The sequence below is a fragment of the Caulobacter sp. GW821-FHT11E10 genome, assembly GCF_058808375.1.
Genome location: NZ_JBXARP010000002.1, coordinates 365,334 through 389,912, shown reverse-complemented (window position 1 = coordinate 389,912; position 24,579 = coordinate 365,334). Strand labels below are relative to the sequence as shown.

Sequence of the window (24,579 nt, the reverse complement as noted above, 5' to 3'; positions counted from 1 at the left end):
CCTTTGGGGGAGGTGTCGCGGAGCGACGGAGGGGGCGGCGCTGCCTATGCGGCGCCGCCCCCCCCTCCGGCCACCTGGGCCACCTCCCCCAAAGGGGAGGAGCTTCTACCCCCAGCTCTCCGACGCCCCGGCGCGGCGCGCCACGCCCTTGACGGGCGCGCTGGGCCGCAGGGCGGGAGCGGGCTTGTCGAGCGGCTTGCCGTAGAGCCAGCCCTGAGCGAAGTCGACGCCGGCCTGGCGACAGACCTCCTCGACCTCGACCGTCTCGACCATCTCGGCCACGGTCCGAACCTTCAGATCCTTGCAGAGCTCGACCAGCCGGCGCACCAGCGCTCCGTCGCGACCGTTGTCGGCCAGCTCGCGGACGTAGCGGCCGTCGATCTTGACGATGTCCAGGCGCAACTGCTGCAGATAGGCGAACGAGGACGAGCCCGCGCCGAAATCGTCCAGGCAGACCATCGAGCCCATGCCGCGCAGGCTCTGGATGTGTTGGTTGGCGACGGCCAGGTCGTCGATCGCGCAGGTCTCGGTGATCTCGAAGATCAGCCGGCCCTTGGCCTCGTCGTATTTCGACAGCAGCCGACCGACATGGTCGACGAAGGTCTCGTTACCGATCGTGCGACCCGAGACGTTCACCGCCAGTCGCAGCTTGCGCTCCTGGTCGTTGGCCAGCTTCTTGACCGCCTGTTCGACGATCGCGTGGTCCAGCTCCTCGATCAGGTCGAATTCCTCGGCCATGCGGATCAGGGCGAACGGGCTGCCGCCGTCCTCGAAGCGCACCAGCGCCTCGTGGTGGTGGGCCAGGCCCGTCGCCAGCGAAACCACGGGCTGGTAGGCGAGGGTGAAGCGGCGCTGGCTGACCGCCACGCCCAGGGCGCCGGCGCGGGCCAGGGTGCGCTTGACCGAGCGGTTCATCGCCTCCGACAGGGTCGTTGGCGGCATGTCCTTCAGGCCTTCCCGCAGGAAGTCGTCGAGCGCGTAGCGCAGGGCCCGCATGGCGCGGGACGAGCCGCCGCCCTCCATCGGCACCACGTGGGCGCTGGCCTCGGCGCTGATCATGCGGGTCAGGCGCTTGACCATGTTCTCGGGAAGATCGTCCCGCTGGCGCAGCAGGGCGAAGCGGTCCGGAGACAATTGAGTGGCGGCCGCGCCGCCATGCGACTCGGCGCGGACGGCGCTGGCGACCCGGACGTCCAGGGCGGCGGCCTCGCTGGGCGTCAGGCCTTCACGCATGTCGCTCAGGCCGGCGAACTCGACCATGGCCAGCTCCAGCTCCAGGCCGGTGACGCGGGCGGCTTCGAACAGGCCCCGGGCGATGTCGTCGAACGACTCGCGGGCCTGCAGGCTGCTGGCGGTCAGCGGCGGACCGGCCGACTGGGCGGCGGTGATGGCGCAGGACACGCGGCCGTCGTTTTCGGGCAGGGCGCGCAGGATGATACGGACATGGCGGCCATCCTTCTCGGCCAGACGCAGGACGATGGGGCCGCGACGCACACTGTCGTCGGCGCAAGCCAGCATCGCGTCCATCAGCGGCTGGTCGTCGGGATGGAACAGGTCGGACCAGGATTGGCCGGTCAGGCTGGCCTCGCTGAGACCCATGACCTTCTGGGCGGCGCCCAGCGCCAGGCGCACGCGGCCGCCCTGCAGTTCCACGAGAAGGTCGGCGCTGGCGAACGCCAGGCCGAGAAGGCGACGCGGATCGATCGACAAGACGGCAATCCCCCAAGGAGCGGGGAGACTTGCACGGCGGGACTTAAGGACCGGTTTCGCGCTGAGCGGGCGAAGCCCGATATCGGTTATGGGTCAGCCGGCTTGATAGACATATTCTGGCCGGCCATAGACGGCGATCAGGTTGACGGCGAAATTCGCGCCGTCGGCTAGGTCGGTCAGGAAGGCGGCGTTGGACAGGGCATAGGAGCCCACGTCCGCCTTTTCGGCCTCGGCCAGCAGCCAGCCGACCATGGCCGCCTTGGTCCCCAGCCCGTTGGCGCCGTCGCCGCCGTAGTAGGCGAAGTACTGGGCGCGGGTCATGGTCTGGCCGTTCATCACGAACGTCGGATCCAGCAGGGCGTGCAGCTTGGCGTCGCTGGGCGCGGCGCCGAAGATGGTTGCATAGGCCTGGCGCGTGGCCGCGAACAGGTCGAGCGATCCGTAGGTCGCCTGGAACTGGGCCTGTCCCGCGCCGACCTTGCCCAGATTGACCGCGAAGTTGATGTAGCGGTTCTCCAGCGAGAACAGCTGGTAGTAGGCCGAGTTGATGTTGTTGGGATTGCTGCCCGTCGGTGAGACCAGATAGTCGATGCCGCCCAGCGACGGGATCGAGCCGGTGAAGAACTGATAGCTCAGGATCGCGACCGAGGTCGTGGCGTCGGCCGTCTTGACGATCTGGGCGATGGCGCTGGCCTGGCTCAGCGTCCCGGCCCCGACCTTGGTCGCCAGGTCGGTGACCGTGGCGTTGGCGGTCTGGCGCAGGATGTTGGTCCCGGCCGTCAGCACGGCTTGCGACGGCTGGGTCGCGGCGATGTCGGTCACCGACAGCTTGTAGGAGCCCGTGTCTGACGCGATCAGCGACTGGGCGGCCAGATAGTAGGTCCCGCCGGTCTGGACGGTGTAGGAGCCGCGGGAGTTCAGGTTCGTCCCGCCGTCGTCATAGGAGCCCAACAGCGCGCCCGTGCTCGACCGCAGTTCCAGCATCGGGTCCGGCAAGGTTCCGGCGCCGCTTGATGACCCTTCGAGGTCGAACCGATAGGTGTGGCCGGCGACCAGGGTCACCTTGAACCAGTCGACGTCGCCGACGGTCTCGATCACGCCCGTCTTGGAGCCTCCGACGGTGACCACCCCCGTTGTGGCCGTCGTGGCGAGATAGTCGTCGACGACCGTTGCGCCCTTCGCGCCGTAGATCGCGGTGATCCCCGCGATGTCGTCCGACGACAGCTTGCCGCTGAGGTTCTGGCTGTTGGCCAGATAGTACATGACCGCACTGACGATCGGGCTGTGGTCCAGCCCCAGCGCGTGGCCGATCTCGTGGACGGCCACCTCGTACAGGGTGGCGGTGTCGTCGTAGGCGTCGACGTCGAAGACGATCTGGGCGGCGGTGTAGTTGACGCCGACGAACCAGCTGCTGGTCCGTCCTAGCGTCGAGCCTTGGCCCGGCGCGGCGTAGCCGTCGATATAGAGGTTGCCCACCCGGATGTTCACGATGGACGAGTCGGCCACCATCACGAAGTCGATGTTGGCGACCGCCTCCCAGGCGGCGAAGGCGTTCTGGATCAGCCCCTGGACGCTGGCGTTGATCTGGGAGTCGAAGTCCTTGTAGCCGGAATATTTGGTCTGGAGCGTGCTGTAGTTCGCGGTCGCGAAGCTCCAGGTGATCGTCGTGACACCACCGGCCGCCGGCCAACGTTCACCCGAAAGGACAGGCATGGCTTCCTCTTCGCTTCGCGTGGGAAAAGAGGGCGCCGGTGGCTGGTCAAAGTCAATCGGCTGAAAAGCCAGCCTGATCCGCTACTCCAGACCCCTTGTGGGGCTACGTCAGAAACGGTCGTTTCTGTGAATGAGAACATCTTGCGAACCTGGAACAAAGTGTGTACGCATTAAGGGTGTTCCACAGGTGGTTGAGGCGAGGCGCGGGAAGCGCCGGGCGAGCTACCGGAATCATGGAATAAGGGCGGACAACCAATGACCAGTCAGGCGGCTTTGAAACTCGTGGGCAAGGATGAAGGCGACAAGCAACGCGCTCTAGAGGCGGCTCTCGCCCAGATCGATCGCGCGTTCGGCAAGGGCTCGGTGATGAAGCTGGGCGAAAAGGGCAAGGTCGAGATGGAGTCCGTCTCCACCGGCTCGCTCGGCCTGGACATCGCGCTCGGCATCGGCGGTCTGCCCAAGGGACGGATCATCGAGATCTATGGCCCGGAAAGCTCGGGCAAGACGACCTTGGCCCTGCACGTGGTGGCTGAGGTCCAGAAGGCCGGCGGCACCGCCGCCTTCGTCGACGCCGAACACGCGCTGGATCCAGGCTATGCGTTCAAGCTCGGCGTCAATCTCGATCACCTTCTAGTCTCGCAGCCGGACAACGGCGAACAGGCCCTGGAGATCACCGACACCCTGGTGCGCTCTGGCGCCGTCGACATTGTCGTGATCGACTCCGTCGCGGCCCTGACGCCGAAGGCCGAAATCGAAGGCGAGATGGGCGACAGCCTGCCGGGCCTGCAAGCCCGTCTGATGAGCCAGGCGCTGCGCAAGCTGACCGCCTCGATCAACAAGGCCAACACCATCGTCATCTTCATCAACCAGATCCGTCACAAGATCGGGGTGATGTACGGCAGCCCGGAAACGACCACGGGCGGTAACGCGCTGAAGTTCTACGCCTCGGTGCGCCTGGACATTCGCCGCACCGGTTCGGTGAAGGTCCGTGACGAGATCATCGGCAACAACGTCCGCGTCAAGGTGGTCAAGAACAAGGTGGCGCCGCCGTTCCGTGAGGTCGAGTTCGACATCATGTACGGCGAGGGCATCTCCAAGCTGGGCGAAGTCATCGACCTGGGCGTCAAGGCCGGGATCATCGACAAGGCCGGCTCGTGGTTCTCGTACGGCAGCCAACGTATCGGTCAGGGCCGCGACAATGTTCGCGAGTTCCTGAAGACCAATCCCGACATCGCCGCCTCCATCGAAGCGGCTGTCCGGAAATCGTCGCAGAAGATCGAGGAAGAGCTCCTGGTCGGCGGCCCCGAGGACGGCGACGAGGAATAGGCTTCAAGGTTTCGCGGCCTTCGCCCGCTTTCGCGGGCGTTCCCCGCCTTCAACACGCCCGCGGCGGACCGCCGCGAAGGCCGCGATTTCAGGACGCCTGGACCCCATGCCAGGCGTCCTACTCTTTTGTGATCCTCCCCTCCCGGGGGAGGTGGCGCGAAGCGCCGGAGGGGGCCGCGCGGGCCTATCCGACAGCGCTCTCTTCATTCCGCGCTTCATGCGCGGGACCCTTCGCCCGCGGCGGGCGCGGAGCAAGATCAAGTCTCATATCGAGGCTGAATCACCGGCCTCGCGCGGGAAGCCCCGGATGACGGGGAACTGGGCCGAGGTCGACGACCAGTCGCCTGACACGCCCTTTTTCTCCCCATCCCGGGGCCCCATCTTCGAGTCGGTTTCCCCTTCACGAAAAACCGCGCTATGCAGCGCCCGACTTCCGGCCCTTCGCCGGACCGGTACGCCACACTTGAGACGCTCATGCCCAGCCTGAACGAGATCCGCAGCACCTTCCTCGACTACTTCGGCAAGGCCGATCACGCCGTCGTCCAGTCCGCGCCGCTGGTGCCGCAGAACGACCCGACCCTGCTGTTCGTCAACGCCGGCATGGTGCCGTTCAAGAACGTGTTCACGGGCGCCGAGACGCCGGCCCATCCGCGCGCCGCCAGCTCGCAGAAGTGCGTCCGCGCCGGCGGCAAGCACAACGACCTGGACAATGTCGGCTACACCGCCCGCCACCACACCTTCTTCGAGATGCTGGGCAACTTCTCGTTCGGCGACTACTTCAAGGAACAGGCGATCCACCACGCCTGGACCCTGCTGACCGGCGAATTCAAGCTGCCCAAGGAAAAGCTGCTGGTCACGGTCTATCACACCGACGACGAGGCGGCCGACCTGTGGAAGAAGATCGCCGGCCTGTCCGACGACCGCATCATCCGCATCCCGACCAGCGACAACTTCTGGTCCATGGGCGACACCGGCCCCTGCGGTCCGTGCTCGGAGATCTTCTTCGACCATGGTCCCCACATCGCCGGCGGCCCTCCTGGCAGCCCCGATGAGGACGGCGACCGCTTCATCGAGATCTGGAACCTGGTGTTCATGCAGTTCGAGCAGCTGGCTGGCGGCGAACGCATCAGCCTGCCCAAGCCCTCGATCGACACCGGCATGGGCCTGGAGCGGGTCGCGGCCGTGCTGCAGGGCGTGCACAACAACTACGACGTCGACCTGTTCAAGAGCCTGATCGCCGCCAGCGTCGAGCTGACCGGCGTCAAGGCCGAGGGCGCCGAGGCCCCCTCGCACCGCGTGATCGCCGACCACCTGCGCTCGTCCTCGTTCCTGCTGGCCGATGGCGTCACGCCGTCGAACGAAGGCCGCGGCTACGTCCTGCGCCGGATCATGCGCCGCGCCATGCGCCACGCCTATCTGCTGGGCGCGCAGGAGCCTCTGATGCACCGCCTGGCGCCGACCCTGGTGGCCGAGATGGGCCAGGCCTATCCGGAACTGCGCCGCGCCGAGGCCTCGATCGTCGAGACCCTGCGCCAGGAAGAAGAGCGCTTCCGCGTCACCCTGGGCCGCGGCATGGGCCTGCTCGACGACGCCACCGCCAATCTGGCCGCCGGCGGCGTGCTGGACGGCGAGACCGCCTTCAAGCTCTACGACACCTACGGCTTCCCGCTGGACCTCACCCAGGACGCCGTGCGCGCCAAGGGCCTGACGGTCGACACCGACGCCTTCGACGCGGCCATGCAGAAGCAGCGTGAAATGGCGCGCGCCAACTGGGCCGGTTCGGGCCAGCAGGCCGGCGCCGCGGCGTGGTTCGCGATCAAGGAAAAGGCCGGCGCCACCGACTTCGTCGGCTATGACAACACCGAGACCACGGGCGTGGTGAAGGCGATCCTCGTCGAGGGTGTCGAGGTCGAGTCGGCCAAGGCCGGCCTGACCGCCGAGGTCCTGCTGGACCGCACCAGCTTCTACGCCGAGAGCGGCGGCCAGGCCGGCGACACGGGCGTGATCGAGGCCAATGGCCGCGAGAGCCGCGTGATCGACACCCAGAAGCAGGCCGGCGAGCTCTACGTCCACCGCGTCGAGCTGTCGGGCGACCTCAAGGTCGGCGACCAGGTCGTGGCCTCGGTCGACGCTGATCGCCGCCACACCACCCGTTCCAACCACTCGGCCGCCCACCTGGTGCATGCCGCCCTGCACCATGTGCTGGGCCCGCACGTCGCCCAGAAGGGCCAGATGGTCGATGGCGAGCGCATGCGCTTCGACTTCAGCCACGGCGGCCCGCTGACCGCCGACGAGCTCGACCGCATCGAGGCCGAGGTCAACGAAGTCATCCGCCAGAACGTCCCGGCCGAGACCAAGGAAATGGCCCCGGAAGAGGCCATCGAGGCCGGCGCCGTGGCCCTGTTCGGCGAAAAGTACGGCGACAGCGTCCGCGTCCTGACGCTGGGCAAGTCGCTGGCCGACGACGCCAAGGCCTATTCGGTCGAACTCTGCGGCGGCACTCACGTGGCCCGCACCGGCGACATCGCCCTGTTCAAGATCGTCTCGGAGCAGGGCGTCGCCGCCGGCGTGCGTCGCATCGAGGCCCTGACCGGGGAGGCGGCCCGCCGCTTCCTGCTGGACCAGGCGGGTGTGGCCAAGTCGCTGGCCGATCAGTTCAAGACCCCGGTGGCCGAAGTCGGCGCGCGCGTCGACGCCCTGATCGCCGACCGCAAGCGCCTCGAGAAGGAGCTGGCCGAAGCCAAGAAGCAGCTGGCCCTGGGCGGCGGTGGCGCGGCCTCGGGTCCTGAGGACATCAACGGCACGGCGCTGATCGCCCGCGTCCTCGACGGCGTCGGCGGCAAGGAACTGCGCGGCGTCGCCGAGGAGTTCAAGAAGCAGCTGACCTCGGGCGTCGTGGCCCTGGTCGGCACCTCGGAGGGCAAGGCCGCCGTCACCGTGGCGGTCACCGCCGACCTGACGGGCAAGTTCAGCGCCGCCGAGCTGGCCAAGGCCGCCGTGTTGGCCATGGGCGGCCAGGGCGCCGGCGGCAAGGCCGACTTCGCCCAGGGCGGCGCGCCCGACGACAGCAAGGCCGAGGAAGGGCTGGCCGCCGTGAAGGCCGCGCTGGCGGGCTGACCGGCCACCGTCGCGAAATGGATGAGGGGGCGCCGAAAGGCGTCCCCTTTTTCATGTCCGGGGCGCCCCTTGACGAAACCTCCGGTAGCGCCTCAATTGAATTACGAATGTAGTTCGATGGCGGAGGGCCGAATGACTTCCAACACGCGCCAATGGGGCCGGGCGGTCCTGGCCGCCGGCCTGCTTCTGGCCCTCGTCGGCTGCGGACAGAAGGGCGGCGAGGACAAGCCGCCGTCCCTGAAGGACCAGTCCCTGGCGCCGCCTGCGCTGTGGCGGGTCGAGATCGTCGAGGATACCGGTGGCCAGACGGGCGCCACCGAGGTCTGCGCGCATCCGGAACTGGTCAGCTCCTTTTCGCGCGTCGAGCCCCGGGTGAACGGCGAGGCTTGCCGGCCGTATGGCAAGCCCGCCAAGGACAGCGCCGACGAGCATGTCGAACGCTGCGAGGCCGGCGGCATGCGCTATGGCCTGTACGTGACGACGACGCGCAAGGCGGCGGACGACTTCACCGTCCGCTTCGCCCTGCAGCCGCTGCAAATGGCCGGTGGCAAGGTGGTCCAGGCGCGGCGCTACCACCGGCTGGGTCCGTGCCCGGCCGGCTGGAAGGCCGGCGACCAAGGCAAGTCCGGCGGCGCGCCGACCTCCAGCCTGCTGACCGGCCAAGGCGTGACGATGCGGCCCTAGCTCTTCAGGAACGCCGACAGCTTGTTGCCGTCCGGATCGCGGACATAGGCCAGGTAGTAGCCCTCGCCATAGGCTGGACGCGGACCGGGAGGGCCGGCGCAGGCTCCGCCGTGGGCCAGGGCGGCGGCGTGGAAGGCGTCGACCTGCGCCTCGGTCGTGGCCGTCAGCCCGACCATAATGCCGTTGCCGGCCTTGGCGGGCAGGCCGTTCTCCGGGCTGCAGATCATCACCGTGGCGTGCTCGGGATCAGGTCCGTAGCCGATCCAGTCGCCTTGCCGCCATAGCCGCTGGCTGCCCAGCGCGCCCAGCACCGCGTCATAGAAGGCGCCGGCGCGATCGAGATCGCTGGCGCCGATGGTGATGTAGTTGATCATCGGGGTCTCCTCCTGACCCCAGACTAGCCGGGCCGCTGACGAAGACTGTCAGCAGCCCGCCAGGTCCTGTCAGCCCCGGGCGCGCCGCGCGACGCGGGCTTTGCGCTTCTTCCACCAGATGACGACGCCGGTGACGCTGAGCGCGGCGACGACCAGGCCCGTGAACGAGATCAGGATCCGGCCGGGCAGGCCCAGGATCCGGCCCGAGTGCAGCGGGAACTGCGCCTGGACGAAGATGTCCGCCGCCGTCCCGACCCAGGGCAGGCGCTCGCCGGCGGGCAGGCCGGTCTGGCCGTCATAGTAGAGGTAGGGCGTGCCGACCCCGGCCGCGCCATGGTCGCCGCCCGGCGGGTGGAAGGTCACGCCATAGACGCCGTAGGCCGGGGCGTAGAACGCGCCGCCGACCGGGTCGGTCCAGCCGCGCTCGCGGGCCTCGATCCGAGCCGTCTGGATCACCTCGGCATAGGTCTTTCTGGCCATGATCGGCTGGTCCAGCGGCGCGGGCGCGCGCAGCTCGAACGGCCCGGGCGTGGTCTTCGAGACCTTGGACAGCACCGGATAGAAGACCTCGGTGTAGAGGTTCAGCGAGAAAGCGGTGAAGGCCACCGTGAACAGCACGCCCCACAGCCACAGGCTGAAGGCCCGGTGGATGTCGAAATTGATCCGGTAGGCGCTGGCCTTGGTCTTGATCTGCCAGGCGGGTTTCCAGCGACCCCAGAAGCCCTTGCCGCCTTTCGGGGGCAGGGTCAGGTAGAAGCCGACGAAGCAGTCGATCGTCCACAGAACCGCGATCACCCCCATCAGCCACACGCCCCAGCGGTCGATCCCCAGCATCGGCGGGATGTGCAGGGTGTAGTGCAGCACATAGAGGAACGAGACGAAGGTCTCGCTGGTGATCGGCCAGGCCGCGCCCCATTCGCGCCGGCCCAGCTCTTCGCCCGTCGCCGGGTCGATGAAGATCTGGTTGTAGCCGGGGTCAAACAGCTTGCCGGTGGCAGGGTTCCGCTTAGCGTCGACGCCGAAGGCGTAGGCCTCGCCGGGTTCGGGCGCGAGCGGGATGAAGGTGACCTGGACGCGCGGGTCGCGGGCCTCGATCAGCGTGGCCAGCTCCAGCGGCGGCTTGGCGGGACCCTCGGCGCGGGCGTGCATCAGGTGCGGGTTGAGCAGGTCGTCCAGCTCATGGTCCCACGAGATCACCGCGCCGGTGACGCCCGAGATGAACAGGAAGCCGGCGATGAACAGGCCCACCCAGCGGTGGAAGAAGCCGAGCACGGGCCGGACGGCCAGCCGGGCGGAGCTCCGGCCAGAGTCCTTGGTGGGGCCGTCCTTGGCGAGAGGGGGCGGGGTGCGAGCGTCCATCGGCCGGACCTAGAACGCGTAGTCCAGGCGCAGCGACACGCTGCGCGGCGCGGCGTAGTAGGCTTGGCTCCACATCAGGCTGTTCAGATAGGTCTTGTCGGTCGCGTTCTTGACGTTGACCGTGGCGCGCGCGTGCTCGGTCACGTCGATCCCGGCCATCAGGTCGAGGACGCCATAGGCCTCCTGCCGGACCGGGGCGATGTCCATGCCCTCGACGTCGTCCTGCCAGCGGAGCTGGGCGCCCAGGGTCAGGTTGCGGATCGAGGGGATGGTGTAGGTGGTCGAGGCCTTCAGCGTCTTGCGCGGGGTGTAGAGGCGGGCGGCGTCGCCGGCCTCGTCCTCGATCTTCAGGTCGGTCCAGCCCAGGCTGACACGCCACTGGTCGCTGATCGCCCCGACCGCCTCCAGCTCATAGCCCGTGGCCTTGGTGTCGACCCCGGCATAGTAGCTCTTGAGCGTGTCCGGGAAAGCGCCGGCGTACTCGGCCAGGCCCGCCTGGCGGGAGGTGAACACCGCACCGGTCAGGTAGAGGCGCTTGTTCAGCCACTCGCTCTTGAAGCCGGCTTCGTAGCTCTTGCCGTGCGCGGCGGCGAGGGTCTGGTGGTTGATGTCGACTTCCGACTGCGGATTGAAGATGTCGGTGTAGTTCGCATAGAGCGACAGGTTGCCGGTCAGGTCGTAGACGAAGCCGGCATAGGGGCTGACCCTGTCCTCATCCCGCGGCGTGTCGGTCCCGTACGAGAAGCCCTTGGACTTCAGCTTCAGGGCGTTGAACCCGGCCACGATCTTCAGCTTGTCGGTCACCCACAGGTGGGTGGCGGCGTAGAACCGGCTCAGGCGATCGATCTGGTCCGAAGCCAGGTAGGCGCCCGGATAGGTCGGCTCGGCCACCTGCGCGCGGCCCCAGTCGCGCACCGACGGATAGACGATCGGGTCGAGCGAGAAGTCCTCGTACTCATGGCCGTGCGACCGCGAGGTCTGGCCGCCGATCACCAGCTGGTGCGTGCGGCCGAACAGCTGGAACGGGCCCGAGGCATAGGCGTCGAGGATGTAGTTCTCGTAGATCGACGGATAGACGCCGCTCATGCCCAGGACGCCCAGGCCGGTCGCCTTGTCCGGATTGCCATAGGCGTAGAGCAGCTTGGCGTTCTCTTCGAAGCGCTTGAACGTGCCGATGGTCTTCAGCTGCCAGTCGTTGTCGAAGCGCCAGGCCAGCTCGGCGAAGGCGGTCTGGTCGCGGACGTTCCAGTGCGTCCAGTCGGCCGAGGTCGAGGCCGAGCGCGGATAGTCGACCCGAGCGCCATCGGTGTAGAGCAGGGGCAGGGCGCCCCAGTTATTGCCGCTGGCGCGGTTGTCCTGCAGCGACCAGCCGACCGTGGCGGTCAGCTTCGGTGTGGCGTCCCAAGCCAGCAGCGCGCCGTAAACGTTCCGATTGACGCCGTAATGGTCGAGATAGCTGTCGCGATCCTCGTTGGCGTAGATCACCCGGCCCGACAGTGTCCCCGAGGCGTTCAGCGGGCCCGAGACGTCGGCCTCCAGGCGGTAATTGTTCCAAGAGCCGTACTGCAGGGCCGCCGAGGCCTTGAACACGCTGGTCGGGCGCTTGCGGACATAGTTGATCGTCGCCGACGGATTGCCCGTGCCGGTCATCATGCTGTTGGCGCCGCGCACCGTCTCGACCCGCTCGAACAGAACCGTGTCCAGCTCGCCGAACTGGATGCCCCAGATCAACGGCAGGCCCACGCCGTCAGCCTGGAAGTTGGTGATGTCGAAGCCGCGCGAGTTGTAATAGGTGCGGTCGGTCTCGACCTTCTCGACATTGACGCCGGTGACCTGGGCCAGCAGCTGGTTCACGTCGGTCAGGGCGAAGTCCCTGATCCGATCCTGGCCGATGATCGTCACCGATTGCGGGGTCTCGCGCAGGCTCATGTCCAGGCCCGTGACCGCCGAGGTGCGGGTGCGCGCGCCGGTGATCACCACCTTGTCCACCTGATTGCCTTCAACGGCGGCGTCAGCGGCGCCCGTCTCTTCGGCCCCTTTCTCTTCGGCCCCTCTCTCGTCGGCGAAGGCGAGGCCGGCGATGCTGACGCCGGCGAGGGCGGCGGTGGCCAGGAGGAGGGCGCGAAGGGAGGGGGACATGCTTGCCTCTATGCAAACGATAATGAGTCGCAAGTGCATCTACCGAGGCGAGGAAGGGGTGTCAAACGCGGCGCGTTCGAAACTTGGCCTACGAGGCCAGGGATTCAGGGATGGACGGCCGGGCTCAGCAGCAGGGCGGCGAGGGCCAGGGTGATCAGGGCGAGGGCCGTGGTCAGGGCCACGGTCCGCGCCGCGCCTCGGGCGAAGACACCGTAGGCGCGGGTCTGGATGAAGACATTCACCGCCGTCGGGGCGGCGGCCAGCAGGGTCGCGCCGGCCCGGAAGGCGGGCGGGGCGGCGGTCAGACCGATCACCAGCCAGGCCAGCAGCGGCAAGAGCGCCAGCTTGGCCAGGGCGGCCAGGATCACGGGGGCGGCGCGTGGCGCGGCCTCGCCCTCGGTCTCGCGCAGCCCCAGGGCGGCGCCGAGGGCGACAAGGCCGACAGGGCTGCCCGAGGCGGCGGCCATGCCGACGGCGCGGTCCAGCGGCTCGGGCAGGGCTAGGTCCAGCAGGGCCAGGGCGAGTCCGGCGAGGGCGGCGGCGACCACGGGGTTGCGGAAGGCTTGCAGCGTCGAGCGCGGGACCGATCGGCCGGCGGCCCAGCCCAGCAGGCCCACGCCGGTGGCGGCCAGGATCACGAAGTCGACGGCCACGGCGCCGGCGACCAAGCGGGCCGTCTCCGCGCCCAGGACGGCGGCGGTGATCGGCAGGGCCAGGAAGGCGCTGTTGCCGACGCCCGAGGCCATCGCCGCCCCTGCGCGCTCGGCCTTGCTCCAGCCCAGGAGGCGACCGGTGGCGACCATGATGGCCATGACCGCCAGGCCGACCCCGGCATAGGCGGCCAGGCCCAGCATCAACTCAGGCCCAGGCCGTCCCAGGCGCGAGAGCGAATGGATCAGCAGGGCGGGGAAGCCGACCCAGTAGACATAGGCCGACAGGCCCTGGGTCATGCGCGCGTCCAGCAGGCGCAGGCGGCTAAGCGCCAGGCCGGCGCCGACCAGCAGGAAGAACGGCCAGACCCGGGAAAGGACGTCGAGGACGAGGGTGATCACGAGCGGGCGTCAGCCTTGGCGTTCGTCGGCGGGCAGGCGGATATGCACCAGCTTCCAGGTGAACAGTTCGCGGCGCTCGAAGGTGAAGATCGTGACCTTGCCGCTGCCGTCCGGCCGCTTGATCGCGATGCGCACGCGATCGGGATCCCAATAGACGATGCTGGGATAGGGCCCACGGACGGTGTCGCGGATCTGGAGGACCAGCGAGGCGTCGCGCGGCGGCGCGGGCGGGGCCGCGCCGGGCGCATAGCCGCGCGTCAGGGCCGAGACGCCGGCCACGGTCAGGTAGCGGTCCACCTTGGGTTCGGGCGGCGCGAGCGGCTCGATGGCCTTCCTGAAGACGCCCAGCGGATCGCGCCAGATCGACGGCCTTTCCGGCCTGGACGCCGGGGCGTCGGCGACCAGCTGGCCGGTGAGGCTGCGCCGAACGGCGGGGAAATCGACCAGCTCGCCGATCGCCTGCACGTCCTCGTACTGGGCGGCGGCCTTGAGGGCGCGGAAGGCGAACCAGGGAGCAGTGGCGAACGCCGCGGCGAAGACGAAGATCGCCAGCACGATCAGGTCCCAGATCCGCTTCTGCAGGGTCATGCCGCCTCCGAAGGTCAGACGGGGATAGATCAGGTCTCCTTCCGGGCCGCAAGAGTGCTCGCGCCGGTCAGGCCCAGCCAAAGAAAACGCCGCTTCCTTGGGGGAAGGAAGCGGCGCTGAGGGAGATCCGGCGGGGAGGAGTTCTCGACGGATCTTGGGCGATGCTCGAGCCCAATGAGCCGCATCGGCTCGGGCCCAGTTGAATTCGCATTGGTTGCATATGTCAATTATCGCCCGATAATTGTATCCAGACGCGACAAACCGCGCCTCGCGCCTCGGGCGCCGCGCTGGTATCAACGCCCTCGGGGGACGTTTCAGTGCCGAGAGTTGCGACACATGTTGTGCCGTCCCGCGACGCGCCCGCGCGCCGCCGCCGCTTTTGCGGCCACCATCCTGGCGACCGCCTTCCTGCTTCCCGCTTTCGCCCGCGCGGCCGACCTCGACGAGGCGGTGCTGTCCGAGCTGAACTATGTCCGGGCCCATCCGGCCGAGTACGCTCGCGAGCTGCGCGGCGCGCCCAACTGGGTGTTCGAGCAGGAGGAGCCCGAGGCGGTGGAGGAGGCGATCGCCTTCCTCGAGCGCCAGGCGCCCTTGAAGCCGCTGAAGGGCGATCCGCGCCTGGACGCCGCCGCGCGTCAGCACGCCCAGGCTCAAGGGCCGCGTGGAGACGTCGGCCACGGTCCAAGTGGCAGCCTGGGCGGGCGTCTGCGCGCCAACGGCGTATTCGCCGGCCTCTGCGCGGAGAACATCTCGTACGGCTATGACGACGCCCGGGCGATCGTCCGCCAGCTGGTCATCGACAGCCGCGTGGCCGGGCGCGGCCACCGCCGCAACATCTTCACGGCCAGCTACAGCGCCGCCGGCGTCTCGTGCGGCGGGCACCGGCAGTGGGGCTCGATGTGCGTGATCGATTTCGCGGGGGCGATGGTCCAGCGCTGAGCCTGTTCGTAAGAACAGACTCGTTTTTCTTGGAGGAGGGCGTGGCGGGCGCCGAAACCGCTCACACCGTCGGCCGCCAGCTCCGAAACGAAAAACGCCCCCGGGTCTCCCCGGGGGCGTTCTTGTTCGAGCCGGAGCCCGAAAGCCTTAGGCCATGGCCTTCTTCAGGTTCTCGTCGATCTTGTCGAGGAAGCCTTCGGTGGTCAGCCAGCCTTGCTTGTCGCCGACCAGCAGGGCCAGGTCCTTGGTCATGAAGCCGCTTTCGACGGTGTCGACGCAGACCTTTTCCAGGGTGTGGGCGAAGTCGGCCAGGGCCTGGTTGTCGTCCAGCTTGGCGCGGTGGGCCAGGCCACGGGTCCAGGCGAAGATCGAGGCGATCGAGTTGGTCGAGGTGCTCTCGCCCTTCTGATGCTGGCGATAGTGGCGCGTGACGGTGCCGTGGGCGGCTTCGGCTTCCACCGTCTTACCGTCCGGCGTCATCAGCACCGAGGTCATCAGGCCCAGCGAGCCGAAGCCCTGGGCAACGATGTCCGACTGCACGTCGCCGTCGTAGTTCTTACAGGCCCAGACGTAGCCGCCCGACCACTTCAGCGCCGAGGCGACCATGTCGTCGATCAGGCGGTGCTCGTAGTGGATGCCCTTGGCCTTGAACTGGTCGGCGTAGTGGGCGTCGAAGATCTCCTGGAAGATGTCCTTGAAGCGACCGTCGTAGTACTTGAGGATCGTGTTCTTGGTCGACAGGTAGACCGGATAGTTGCGGTTCAGGCCGTAGGCGAACGAGGCGTGCGCGAAGTCGCGGATCGACTCGTCGAGATTGTACATGCCCATGGCGACACCGGCGCCCGGAGCCTTGAACACTTCGTGCTCGATGGTCTCGCCGTCATCGCCGACGAACTTGATCGACAGCGTGCCCTTGCCCGGGAACAGGAAGTCGGTGGCCTTGTACTGGTCGCCGAAGGCGTGGCGGCCGACGATGATCGGCTGGGTCCAGCCCGGCACCAGGCGCGGCACGTTCTGGCAGATGATCGGCTCGCGGAAGATCACGCCGCCCAGGATGTTGCGGATCGTGCCGTTCGGCGACTTCCACATCTTCTTGAGATTGAACTCGGTGACGCGCTGCTCATCGGGGGTGATGGTGGCGCACTTGACGGCGACGCCGTGCTTCTTGGTGGCGTTGGCCGCGTCGATGGTCACCTGATCGTCGGTGGCGTCGCGGTTCTCGACCGACAGGTCGTAGTAGTCCAGTTCCAGATCCAGATACGGGAAGATCAGCTTATCCTTGATGAGCTTCCAGATGATCCGGGTCATTTCGTCCCCGTCCATGTCGACGACGGGGTTAGCAACTTTGATCTTGGCCATTGCGGGGATGTTCCTCTGGCGGTGGCGCGCCTGTGGCGATCTGGCGCACAGGGCCAGGAAGCGGCGCGGACCGGGAGGCTATAGACTGTTGCGTCGCGACGGAAAAGCGGGTCGGTTGGCTGTTACCGTCAAGTTTGCTTTTCGAGGTTACGGTTTGAGGCGGCATTGGCCCGGGGGCTGGGCCAGGGAGCAGGTTTGAATAACGGTTCAGGACCGATCACGGGGGTGACCGCGCCATTGGCGCGGCGGCTGCTGACCATGGTGGCGATCCTGTCGATCGCCGTAACGGGTGTCGCCACGGCGGCGGCCTTCGTCTTCGTGCGCGAAAGCGCGGCCGACACCCAGACCCGCCACCTCGCCGAATATGTCGGCGAGCGGGTCAAGACCGAGGATCGCCTGTTCTCGGACCTGGTGAAGGTGCACGACGCGGCCGGCGAGGGCCTGACACGCCGCCTGGCCATGGGCGACGACCCGGAAATCCATGCACAGTTCGAGCGGCTGTTTCCCGAGAAGGGCGACGGCACGCGCCGTTCGGTCCCCGGACTGTTCGACGGCGCCAGGATCGGCAATCGCTACGTCTACGGCGTCGGCGGCTATCTGCCCTATGCCGACACCATGAGCCTGCCTGAGCAGGAACTGTTCGTCGCCGCCACCGACGTCGTGGCCGCCACGGGCGAGGCCGAGATCCGCCACTACGACAACTTCTACTTCTTCACGCCGAAGACGCGGCTGGTGATGTTCGGGCCGAACCGCCTGGACAAGCTGCAGTACTATCGCCGCGACGCCCCGCCGACCCTGAACATCGCCCAGGAGGAGATGACCCTCCTGACCCTGCCGGAGAACAATCCGGACCGGGTCATGAAATGCACCAAGCTGCGGCGGCTGATTTCCGACCCCAGCGGTCGCGGCCTGAACGCGGCCTGCATGACGCCCTTCTACTACAAGGGTCAGTTCATGGGGGCGTTCGGCACCAGCCTCTCGCTGGACTCCTATCTGTTGCGCGCCGTGGCGGAGGCCCTGCCGGGCGGTCAGAACCTGATCGTGGCCGAGGACGGCGAGCTGGTGGCGGCCCAGGGCCTGGCCCGCAACGGCGTCGTCGATGTCGGGGTGTTGCGCAAGTTCGAGGCCGAGAACGACCTCAAGCGCCTGGTCCAGACGATCCGCGCCCAGAAGCAGAATGTCGGCACGGTGCTGTCTCCCAAGGGCGACCGCCTGGTGGCCTATGGTCGCTTGATCGAGCCCGGCTGGTGGTTCCTGATGACGTTCCCGTCAGGCGACATCGTCTGGTCTTCCCTGAAGACCGCCTCGTGGGTGTTGCTGTTCGGCTTCGTGGGCGTGGCCTTGCAGGTGCTGCTGCTGTACCGCCTGACCAACCAGATGGTGGCCGCGCCGCTGAAGGCCCTGGCCGAGGCGCAACGCATCGGCGATCCGGAAGCCGCCGAGCCGATCGAGCAACGGCCCGACGAGATCGGCTCCCTGGCCCGCGCGCTGCGCGGCCAGCGCGAGCGCAACGAGGAGCTCCGCCGCTCGCTGGAGGTTCGCGTCGCTGAACGCACCGTCGAGCTGGAGCGCGCCAACCAGGCCAAGTCGGTGTTCCTGGCCAACATGTCCCACGAGCTGCGCACGCCCCTGAACGGGGTGATCGCCATCGGCGACCGCCTGGCCGACGAGGAGAATCCGGAGGCCCGGCGCGAGTTGGCGGCCCTGGTATCCTCGTCGGGACGCCTGCTGGAGCAGGTTCTCGGCGACATCCTGGACGTCTCCAAGATCGAGGCCGGCGAGTTCCAGTTGACCCCCGCGCCGTTCGACCTGACCCAGCTGGTGCGGGGCATGGCCGAGCTGCACGCGGCCGCCGCCGAAGCCAAGCAACTGACCTTCCGCTGGGCGGTCGCGCCCGACACGGCCGGAACCTACGAGGGCGATGCGGGCCGGATCAGCCAGATCCTGTCCAACCTGCTGGCCAACGCCGTGAAGTTCACCGCCGAGGGCGAGGTCTCGCTGGAGGTCGATCGGGTCGGCGAGGACGTCCGTTTCGCGGTGCGGGACACGGGTGTCGGTTTCGACGACGCCGTCCGCGACCGGTTGTTCAAACGCTTCGTCCAGGCCGATCAGTCGATCACGCGCCAGTTCGGCGGGACCGGCCTTGGCCTGTCGATCTGCGCGGCCCTGGCCGAGATGATGGGCGGCGAGATATCCGCCAAGGCCATCCCGGGCGAGGGCGCCTGTTTCGAGGTCGTGCTGCCGCTGCGCCCTTGCGAGGCCGCCGAGGTCAAGGCCGAGGAAGAGCACGAGATTTCGCTGGAAGGCATGCGGGTGCTGGTCGCCGAGGACCATCCGACCAACCGCAAGGTGGTCGAGATCGTGCTCCAGCCGTTCGGCGTGGACCTGACCATGGTCGAGGACGGCCAGGCGGCGCTCGATGCGCTGGACCGCGCCAGCTTCGACGCCGTGCTGATGGACATGCAGATGCCAGTGATGGACGGCCTGAGCGCCACCCGCGCCATCCGTGCGCGCGAGAAGGCGACGGGCGAGCCGCCGATCCTGATCGTCATGCTGACCGCCAACGCCATGGAGGAGCACGTCGCCGCCGCCGAGGCCGCGGGGGCCGACCTGCATCTGGCCAAGCCCCTGCATCCGGCGCAGCTGCTGGAAGCCCTGGCCCGCGTGCGGCGGGGCTAGAACTCCTCCAGCACCGCCCGGCCGATGTCTGCGATCAAGGCCTCTCTGCGCGCCGCGTCGGATTTGGATGCGGCCAGGAAGATCACCAGGGCGATGCGCCGGCCATCGGCCAGCTCCATGAAGGCCAGGGCGTGGCTGGCGGGCGTAATTCCGAGATCCGGCCGCGCCGATCCCGCCGCCTGCCAGAGCGCGGCGCCCTTCGGTAGGATGGCGGCCAGATAGCCCGGGTCGTCGCCCAGCAGGCGCTTGCGATCCGGCCTGGGAAAGAGTTCGCGATAGTTGAAGGCCTCCAGCAGCCTCATCATGCCGACCGGCGTGGCCGTGTCGCGCGGATCGACCTGACGCTCGCGCTCGGCCCGGGTGCGCTGGAGCGTCGGCACCGCGCCGACCGCCTTGGTCCAGGCGGCGTCTTCCTTCCAGCCGGCGCGGAACGAGGCCAGACCCAGGGCCTCGGTGCGCAGCTGGCGCTGGTAGCGGTCGATGCTGATGCCATCGATGCGCTGGACGTCTAGCCAGCCGTTGACACCACCCGGTCCGCCGATCCGCTTGACCAGTATATCGAGGGCGGTGGCGTCACCCGCCTGCGCCAGGGCTTCCAGTTCGTCGACGCGCCAGGTCTGGCGACCGGGCCACGCGTCAGCCACGGCGCTGGGCGGCGGCGAAAGGTCGACATCGCGCACCGGCAGCACCTCGCTCGGGGGCAGGCGTCCGGCGGCCGCCTCGGCCATCACGGCCGCCAGGATCGGGACTCGCGCCGCCCCGGCCAGGGGAAAGGGGCGATCGCCGTTGAAGGTCCAGAGCTGGCGAGTCGTCAGGTCTTCGACCGCAACGCCCAGGTCCGCCGGCGCGGCGCGGGCGGCGATGGCCTCGATCCGCTTGCGCAGCCGCTGGGGCTTCATCGTCGGCTCCGCCTGGCCCAGCATCGGCTTGTCGCGGCAGGCGGCGAGCACGGGCAGGGCGAGGAGGGCGGTCAGGAAGACGCGGCGGGACATCCCGGTTCAACGCGGCCCTGGCGGTTAGGCTGCCCGGGCGAGCGAAGAGAGTCTCTTGCATCCGGCGCCGTCTCGGCGGCAAAGGACGCGGATGACCGACGAAGCCGCCGCCAAGCCCGTCCCGCCCTGCGTGATCCTCAACGAGCCCCAGCTGGCCGAGAACATCGGCGCCGTGGCCCGGGTGATGGCCAATTTCGGGCTCTACGACCTGCGCCTGGTGCGGCCGCGTGACGGCTGGCCGCAGGAGCGGGCCTGGGCCAGCGCCTCGGGCGCCTCGTGGCCGCTGGACGACGCCAAGGTGTTCGACAGCCTGGAAGCCGCCATCGCCGACCTGAAGCTGGTCTACGCCACTACAGCGCGTCCGCGCGAGACGCGCCTGCCGGTCTATACGCCGCGTGAGAGCGCCAGCCACCTGGCCGAGGAAGTCGACCAGGGCCGCGCCGTGGGCCTGCTGTTCGGCGGCGAGCGGGCCGGGCTGGAGACCCACGACATCGCCCTGTGCCAGGCCATCGTCTCGATCCCGATCGACGAGCGCTTCCGCTCGCTGAACCTGGCCCAGGCGGTGTCGATCAACGCCTACGAATGGAAGATGACCCAGGACGACCGGCCCTGGAAAAAGTTCGAGCAGAATGTCGAGGAGCCCGCCGACCAGGCCACGCTGCTGGGCCTCTACGAGCACCTCGAGGGCGAGCTGGACAAGGCGGGCTTCTACCATCCGCCGGAGAAGAAGCCCTCGATGGTCCGCAACCTGCGCGTCCCGCTGGCCCGGGCCCGCCTGAGCGATCAGGAGGTCCGCACCTTCCGGGGCGTGATCACCGCGCTGAGCAAGGGGCGAGGCCGCGTCCTCGCCAAGCTGGCCGCCCAGAAGGCCGCCAAAACCGAGGACTGAATCCGCTGGCTTGAACTGTCGCGCTTCCCGCGCTCAAACTCACTCCAAACAAATGTTTGGGGAGGGTGTGATGAACCGTCGGGACCTGCTGCTGACGGCGGGCGCGCTAGGCTTTGCGCCCACCTTGGCCCCAAGGGGCGCACAGGCCGCCGAAGGCGACGCGACCAGTGCACGGGACGCCTATCTCTACGCCCTGCCGCTGATCGAGATGGCCACCACGCGGGCGCGGCTGCTGAAGGCGCCGGGCGCGGCGATCAACACGTTGAACCACACCCGCACCCTGTCGGACCACACGGCCCGCTGGGTGACCACGCCCAACAACGACACCCTCTATTCCTCGGCCTTCCTGGACCTGACCAAGGGGCCGGTGACCCTGACCATCCCGGCCCTGGGCAAGCGCTACTACTCTGTGGCGGTGATGGACATGTTCACCAACAACAATGTCGTCCTGGGTTCGCGCACGGTTGGCGGGGAGGGCGGGACCTTCACCCTGGTCGGGCCGGGGCAAGCGTCGACCGGGCCGAACTCGACCCGGATCGCCACGCCGCACGCCTGGCTGCTGATCCGCACGCTCACCGATGGCAGCGCCGACCTGGAAGCCGCGCACAAGGCCCAGGACGGCTTCGTGCTAAAGGGTCCCGCCGGCGGTCCTGTCGCGACCCATGCCGCCCGCGACGCCAAGCCGGCCGACTATTTCGCGACCGCGCGCAACCTGCTGGCCAGCGACCCGGCCCCCTCGACCGACCTGAGGATTCTGCGCCGCGCCGCCGCCTTCCTGGGCGCGGGGCCGTATGACGAGGCCGCCGCGGCCGCGGGCGCCGAGGAGGCCCGGATGATCACCGTCTTCGCCAAGGGACGGCAGACGTTCGTAAACGGCTGGTCCTATCCGCGCGCCAATCTCGGCGACTACGGCCAGGACTACCTCTATCGCGCCATCGTCGCACTGCAGGGCCTGGGTGCTCTGCCCGTGGCCGAGGCCATGTACATGAAGGCGGTCGGGGACGACGGAGCCGGCAACTTCACCGGCGACGGCCTCTACCGCCTGACCATGCCGGCCCAACTGCCGCTGGACGGCTTCTGGTCGCTGTCGATGTACGAGGCCACGGCCGATGGCCAGTTCTTCTTCACGGACAATCCGATCAAGCGCTACACGGTGGGCGATCGGACGGCGGGCCTGAAGCGCAACGCCGACGGGACGCTGGACATCTGGATCGGCCGCGCCGACCCGGGCGGCGACAAGAGCGTCAACTGGTTGCCCGCGCCCAGGTCCGGTCCGTTCGCCCTGTATCTGCGGGCCTATCTGCCGCGTCCGGAAATGCTGGGCGGCGCGTTCCGCTTCCCGGCGGTGGTGAAGGTCTAGACCGCCAGTTCCCGCCGCGCCTCGGCGCTGCGCATGGCCAGGTCCATGACGGTCATGGTCGCCAGGGCGTCGGCAGGGTTCGACGGGTTCTCAGTCACGCCGTTCAAGGCGTCGCGCAGGGCGGCGTAGAAGGCCAGGTAGTCGCCGGGCAAGCTCTCGAACTCAGCAGGACGGGCCTGGCCGTCCGCGACGCGGGACAGGGCGCCCGGACGCGGATCGACGCCCCAGCCCCCGCCGCCGGGAACCTGGCCGGAAGCCAGCGCCGCCTCCTGCGGATCCAGGCCGTACTTGATGAAGCTGCCGCCCGTTCCATGGACCGCGAAACGCAGGTCGTTGACAGGGGCCAGCTGGCAGGCGTGCAGGATGACCCGCAGGCGCGGATAGCGCAGGATCACGTGGCAGTAGTCGACGGCCTGGCCGCCGTCCTTCTGGCGGGCGAAATCGGCATAGACGCCCAGCGGCATGCCGAACAGCTGCAGGGCCTGGTCGACGAGGTGCGGCCCCAGGCCGAACCAGGTCCCGGCGCCGGCCTTTTCCTTCCATTGGTCGGCCACCATCGGTCGGAACCGGTCGAAGCGGGACTCGAACTGGGTCACCTCGCCCAAGGCGCCGTCGGCGATCAGCGCGCGGAGCGTCAGGAAGTCGCTGTCCCAGCGGCGATTGTGAAACACGCTGAGCAGCTTGCCGGCGTGCCGGGCCTGCTCGGCCAGGGCCTGGGCGTCGGCCAGGGTGGTGGCGAAGGGCTTGTCGATCAGCACCGCCTTGCCGGCCGCCAGGGCCGCGCGGCCATGCTCGGCGTGGACCGCGTCGGGCGTGGCCACGACCACCAGGTCGATCGCCGGATCGGCCAAGGCTGTGGCCACATCGGCGACGACAGTTGCGCCCGGGTGATCGGCGGCGATTTCATCGGTCCGCGAGGTGACGACCGTCCGCAGCGTCAGGCCCGGCGTGGCCGCGATCAGCGGCGCGTGGAACACCTTCCCCGCCATGCCGTATCCGAGAAGGGCGACGTTGAGAGTCTTGGTCATCGGTGGCTCCGGCGGCGAGGCGGGCGGACCCTAGGGCACGCCTGGACAGCGGTCACGATGGCGAAGGAAAAATGGGCTGGCGCTTTCGCCGCCTGCGGGCTCGACCCGGCGCGGCTTCGACGGCAGATTGCGCCGGTTCGCTCTCCAGGAGACTCGCTATGAAGACCCGCGCCGCCGTCGCCTTCGAGGCCAAGAAGCCCCTGGAGATCGTCGAGGTCGACCTGGAAGGTCCCCGCGCCGGCGAGGTGCTGATCGAGATCAAGGCCACGGGCGTCTGCCACACCGACGCCTACACCCTGGACGGCCTGGACAGCGAGGGCCTGTTCCCCTCGATCCTGGGCCACGAGGGCGCGGGCGTGGTGGTCGAGGTCGGCCCGGGCGTCACCTCGGTCGCGGTCGGTGACCACGTGATCCCGCTCTACACGCCCGAGTGCCGCCAGTGCAAAAGCTGTCTCAGCGGCAAGACCAACCTCTGCACGGCGATCCGCGCCACCCAGGGCAAGGGCCTGATGCCTGACGGCACCAGCCGCTTCTCCTACAAGGGCCAGACCATCCACCACTACATGGGCTGCTCGACCTTCTCGAACTACACGGTCCTGCCCGAGATCGCGGTCGCCAAGATCCGCCGCGACGCGCCGTTCAAGACCGCCTGTTATTGTGGGTGCGGGGTGACCACGGGCGTCGGCGCGGTGGTCAACACCGCCAAGGTCGAGCCGGGGGCCAACGCCGTGGTCTTCGGCCTGGGCGGCATCGGCCTCAACGTCATCCAGGGCCTGAAGCTGGTCGGCGCCAACATGATCATCGGCGTCGACATCAATCCCGATCGCGAGGAATGGGGCCGCAAGTTCGGCATGACCCACTTCGTCAATCCCAAGACCATCGACGGCGACATCGTCGCCCACCTGGTGGCCCTGACCGACGGCGGCGCCGACTACACCTTCGACGCCACGGGCAACACCACGGTCATGCGCCAGGCGCTTGAGGCCTGCCATCGCGGCTGGGGCGAGAGCATCATCATCGGCGTGGCCGAGGCCGGCAAGGAGATCGCCACCCGTCCGTTCCAGCTGGTCACCGGCCGGGTCTGGAAGGGCACGGCCTTCGGCGGCGCGCGCGGCCGCACCGACACGCCGAAGATCGTCGACTGGTACATGGACGGGAAGATCCAGATCGACCCGATGATCACCCATGTCCTGCCGCTGGAACGCATCAATGAAGCGTTCGACCTGATGCATGCTGGGGAGAGCATCCGGACCGTGGTGACGTTCTAGTTC

Annotated in this window: 18 protein-coding genes; 8 read left to right on the top strand and 10 right to left on the bottom strand. The window is 68.3% G+C overall.

What is annotated here, in order from left to right:
* Positions 1–105: 105 nt before the first annotated feature.
* Both AC1RRV_RS04880 and AC1RRV_RS04875 read right to left on the bottom strand, forming a co-directional pair.
* Positions 106–1,710, bottom strand: a complete 1,605-nt coding sequence (locus AC1RRV_RS04880) for an EAL domain-containing protein (RefSeq protein WP_492858455.1) — start codon at positions 1,708–1,710, stop codon at positions 106–108.
* A gap of 93 nt (positions 1,711–1,803) precedes the next feature.
* Positions 1,804–3,423 carry a matrixin family metalloprotease gene (locus AC1RRV_RS04875; RefSeq protein WP_492858454.1) on the bottom strand — a complete coding sequence of 540 codons (1,620 nt, stop codon included), beginning with the start codon at positions 3,421–3,423 and terminating at the stop codon, positions 1,804–1,806.
* Positions 3,424–3,678: 255 nt separating this feature from the next.
* Here AC1RRV_RS04875 and recA point away from each other — a divergent pair, with 255 nt between their 5' ends.
* The 3 genes from recA to AC1RRV_RS04860 all read left to right on the top strand — a co-directional run bounded on the left by recA (position 3,679) and on the right by AC1RRV_RS04860 (position 8,550).
* Entirely contained in the window at positions 3,679–4,749 is a 1,071-nt protein-coding gene (gene recA / locus AC1RRV_RS04870; protein WP_492858453.1) for a recombinase RecA, read from the top strand.
* A gap of 474 nt (positions 4,750–5,223) precedes the next feature.
* The gene (gene alaS, locus AC1RRV_RS04865; protein WP_492858452.1) at positions 5,224–7,866 is read left to right on the top strand and encodes an alanine--tRNA ligase; all 2,643 of its coding nucleotides are present in this window, start codon (positions 5,224–5,226) and stop codon (positions 7,864–7,866) included.
* Positions 7,867–7,998: 132 nt separating this feature from the next.
* The gene (locus AC1RRV_RS04860) at positions 7,999–8,550 is read left to right on the top strand and encodes a hypothetical protein (protein WP_492858451.1); all 552 of its coding nucleotides are present in this window, start codon (positions 7,999–8,001) and stop codon (positions 8,548–8,550) included.
* Here AC1RRV_RS04860 and AC1RRV_RS04855 read toward each other — a convergent pair.
* The 5 genes from AC1RRV_RS04855 to AC1RRV_RS04835 all read right to left on the bottom strand — a co-directional run bounded on the left by AC1RRV_RS04855 (position 8,547) and on the right by AC1RRV_RS04835 (position 14,062).
* A complete protein-coding gene (locus AC1RRV_RS04855) occupies positions 8,547–8,924 on the bottom strand; it encodes a VOC family protein (RefSeq protein WP_492858450.1) in 378 nt (125 codons plus the stop codon). The genes AC1RRV_RS04860 and AC1RRV_RS04855 overlap by 4 nt on opposite strands.
* A gap of 69 nt (positions 8,925–8,993) precedes the next feature.
* Positions 8,994–10,283 (bottom strand): PepSY-associated TM helix domain-containing protein, encoded by a 1,290-nt coding sequence (locus AC1RRV_RS04850; RefSeq protein WP_492858449.1) that lies wholly within the window; start codon positions 10,281–10,283, stop codon positions 8,994–8,996.
* Between the two features lie 9 nt (positions 10,284–10,292).
* A complete protein-coding gene (locus AC1RRV_RS04845; RefSeq protein WP_492858448.1) occupies positions 10,293–12,422 on the bottom strand; it encodes a TonB-dependent siderophore receptor in 2,130 nt (709 codons plus the stop codon).
* A gap of 104 nt (positions 12,423–12,526) precedes the next feature.
* Entirely contained in the window at positions 12,527–13,474 is a 948-nt protein-coding gene (locus tag AC1RRV_RS04840) for an AEC family transporter (protein ID WP_492858447.1), read from the bottom strand.
* A gap of 9 nt (positions 13,475–13,483) precedes the next feature.
* A complete protein-coding gene (locus AC1RRV_RS04835) occupies positions 13,484–14,062 on the bottom strand; it encodes a DUF2939 domain-containing protein (protein ID WP_492858446.1) in 579 nt (192 codons plus the stop codon).
* A gap of 336 nt (positions 14,063–14,398) precedes the next feature.
* On the opposite strand from AC1RRV_RS04835, the gene AC1RRV_RS04830 reads away from it, so the two are divergent.
* A complete protein-coding gene (locus AC1RRV_RS04830; RefSeq protein WP_492858445.1) occupies positions 14,399–15,001 on the top strand; it encodes a CAP domain-containing protein in 603 nt (200 codons plus the stop codon).
* Positions 15,002–15,148: 147 nt separating this feature from the next.
* Here AC1RRV_RS04830 and AC1RRV_RS04825 read toward each other — a convergent pair whose 3' ends face one another.
* A complete protein-coding gene (locus AC1RRV_RS04825) occupies positions 15,149–16,360 on the bottom strand; it encodes an NADP-dependent isocitrate dehydrogenase (protein ID WP_492858444.1) in 1,212 nt (403 codons plus the stop codon).
* 258 nt (positions 16,361–16,618) lie between these two features.
* On the opposite strand from AC1RRV_RS04825, the gene AC1RRV_RS04820 reads away from it, so the two are divergent.
* A complete protein-coding gene (locus AC1RRV_RS04820; RefSeq protein ID WP_492858656.1) occupies positions 16,619–19,039 on the top strand; it encodes an ATP-binding protein in 2,421 nt (806 codons plus the stop codon).
* On the opposite strand, the gene AC1RRV_RS04815 is transcribed toward AC1RRV_RS04820, so the two are convergent.
* The gene (locus AC1RRV_RS04815) at positions 19,036–20,031 is read right to left on the bottom strand and encodes a serine hydrolase (protein ID WP_492858443.1); all 996 of its coding nucleotides are present in this window, start codon (positions 20,029–20,031) and stop codon (positions 19,036–19,038) included. The genes AC1RRV_RS04820 and AC1RRV_RS04815 overlap by 4 nt on opposite strands.
* 91 nt (positions 20,032–20,122) lie before the next feature.
* Between AC1RRV_RS04815 and AC1RRV_RS04810 the strand changes: the two genes are divergently transcribed.
* Positions 20,123–20,920, top strand: coding sequence for an RNA methyltransferase (locus tag AC1RRV_RS04810; RefSeq protein ID WP_492858442.1), 798 nt, complete (start codon positions 20,123–20,125; stop codon positions 20,918–20,920).
* Positions 20,921–20,990: 70 nt separating this feature from the next.
* On the top strand, positions 20,991–22,280 hold the full coding sequence (locus AC1RRV_RS04805) for a DUF1254 domain-containing protein (protein ID WP_492858440.1): 1,290 nt from the start codon (positions 20,991–20,993) through the stop codon (positions 22,278–22,280).
* On the opposite strand, the gene AC1RRV_RS04800 is transcribed toward AC1RRV_RS04805, so the two are convergent.
* Positions 22,277–23,308 carry an oxidoreductase gene (locus AC1RRV_RS04800; RefSeq protein WP_492858438.1) on the bottom strand — a complete coding sequence of 344 codons (1,032 nt, stop codon included), beginning with the start codon at positions 23,306–23,308 and terminating at the stop codon, positions 22,277–22,279. The two genes, AC1RRV_RS04805 and AC1RRV_RS04800, sit on opposite strands and share 4 nt — an antisense overlap.
* A 158-nt stretch (positions 23,309–23,466) precedes the next feature.
* On the opposite strand from AC1RRV_RS04800, the gene AC1RRV_RS04795 reads away from it, so the two are divergent.
* Positions 23,467–24,576: an S-(hydroxymethyl)glutathione dehydrogenase/class III alcohol dehydrogenase gene (locus AC1RRV_RS04795; RefSeq protein WP_492858437.1), complete on the top strand. Its 1,110-nt coding sequence runs from the start codon at positions 23,467–23,469 to the stop codon at positions 24,574–24,576.
* The last annotated feature ends 3 nt before the right edge of the window (positions 24,577–24,579 follow it).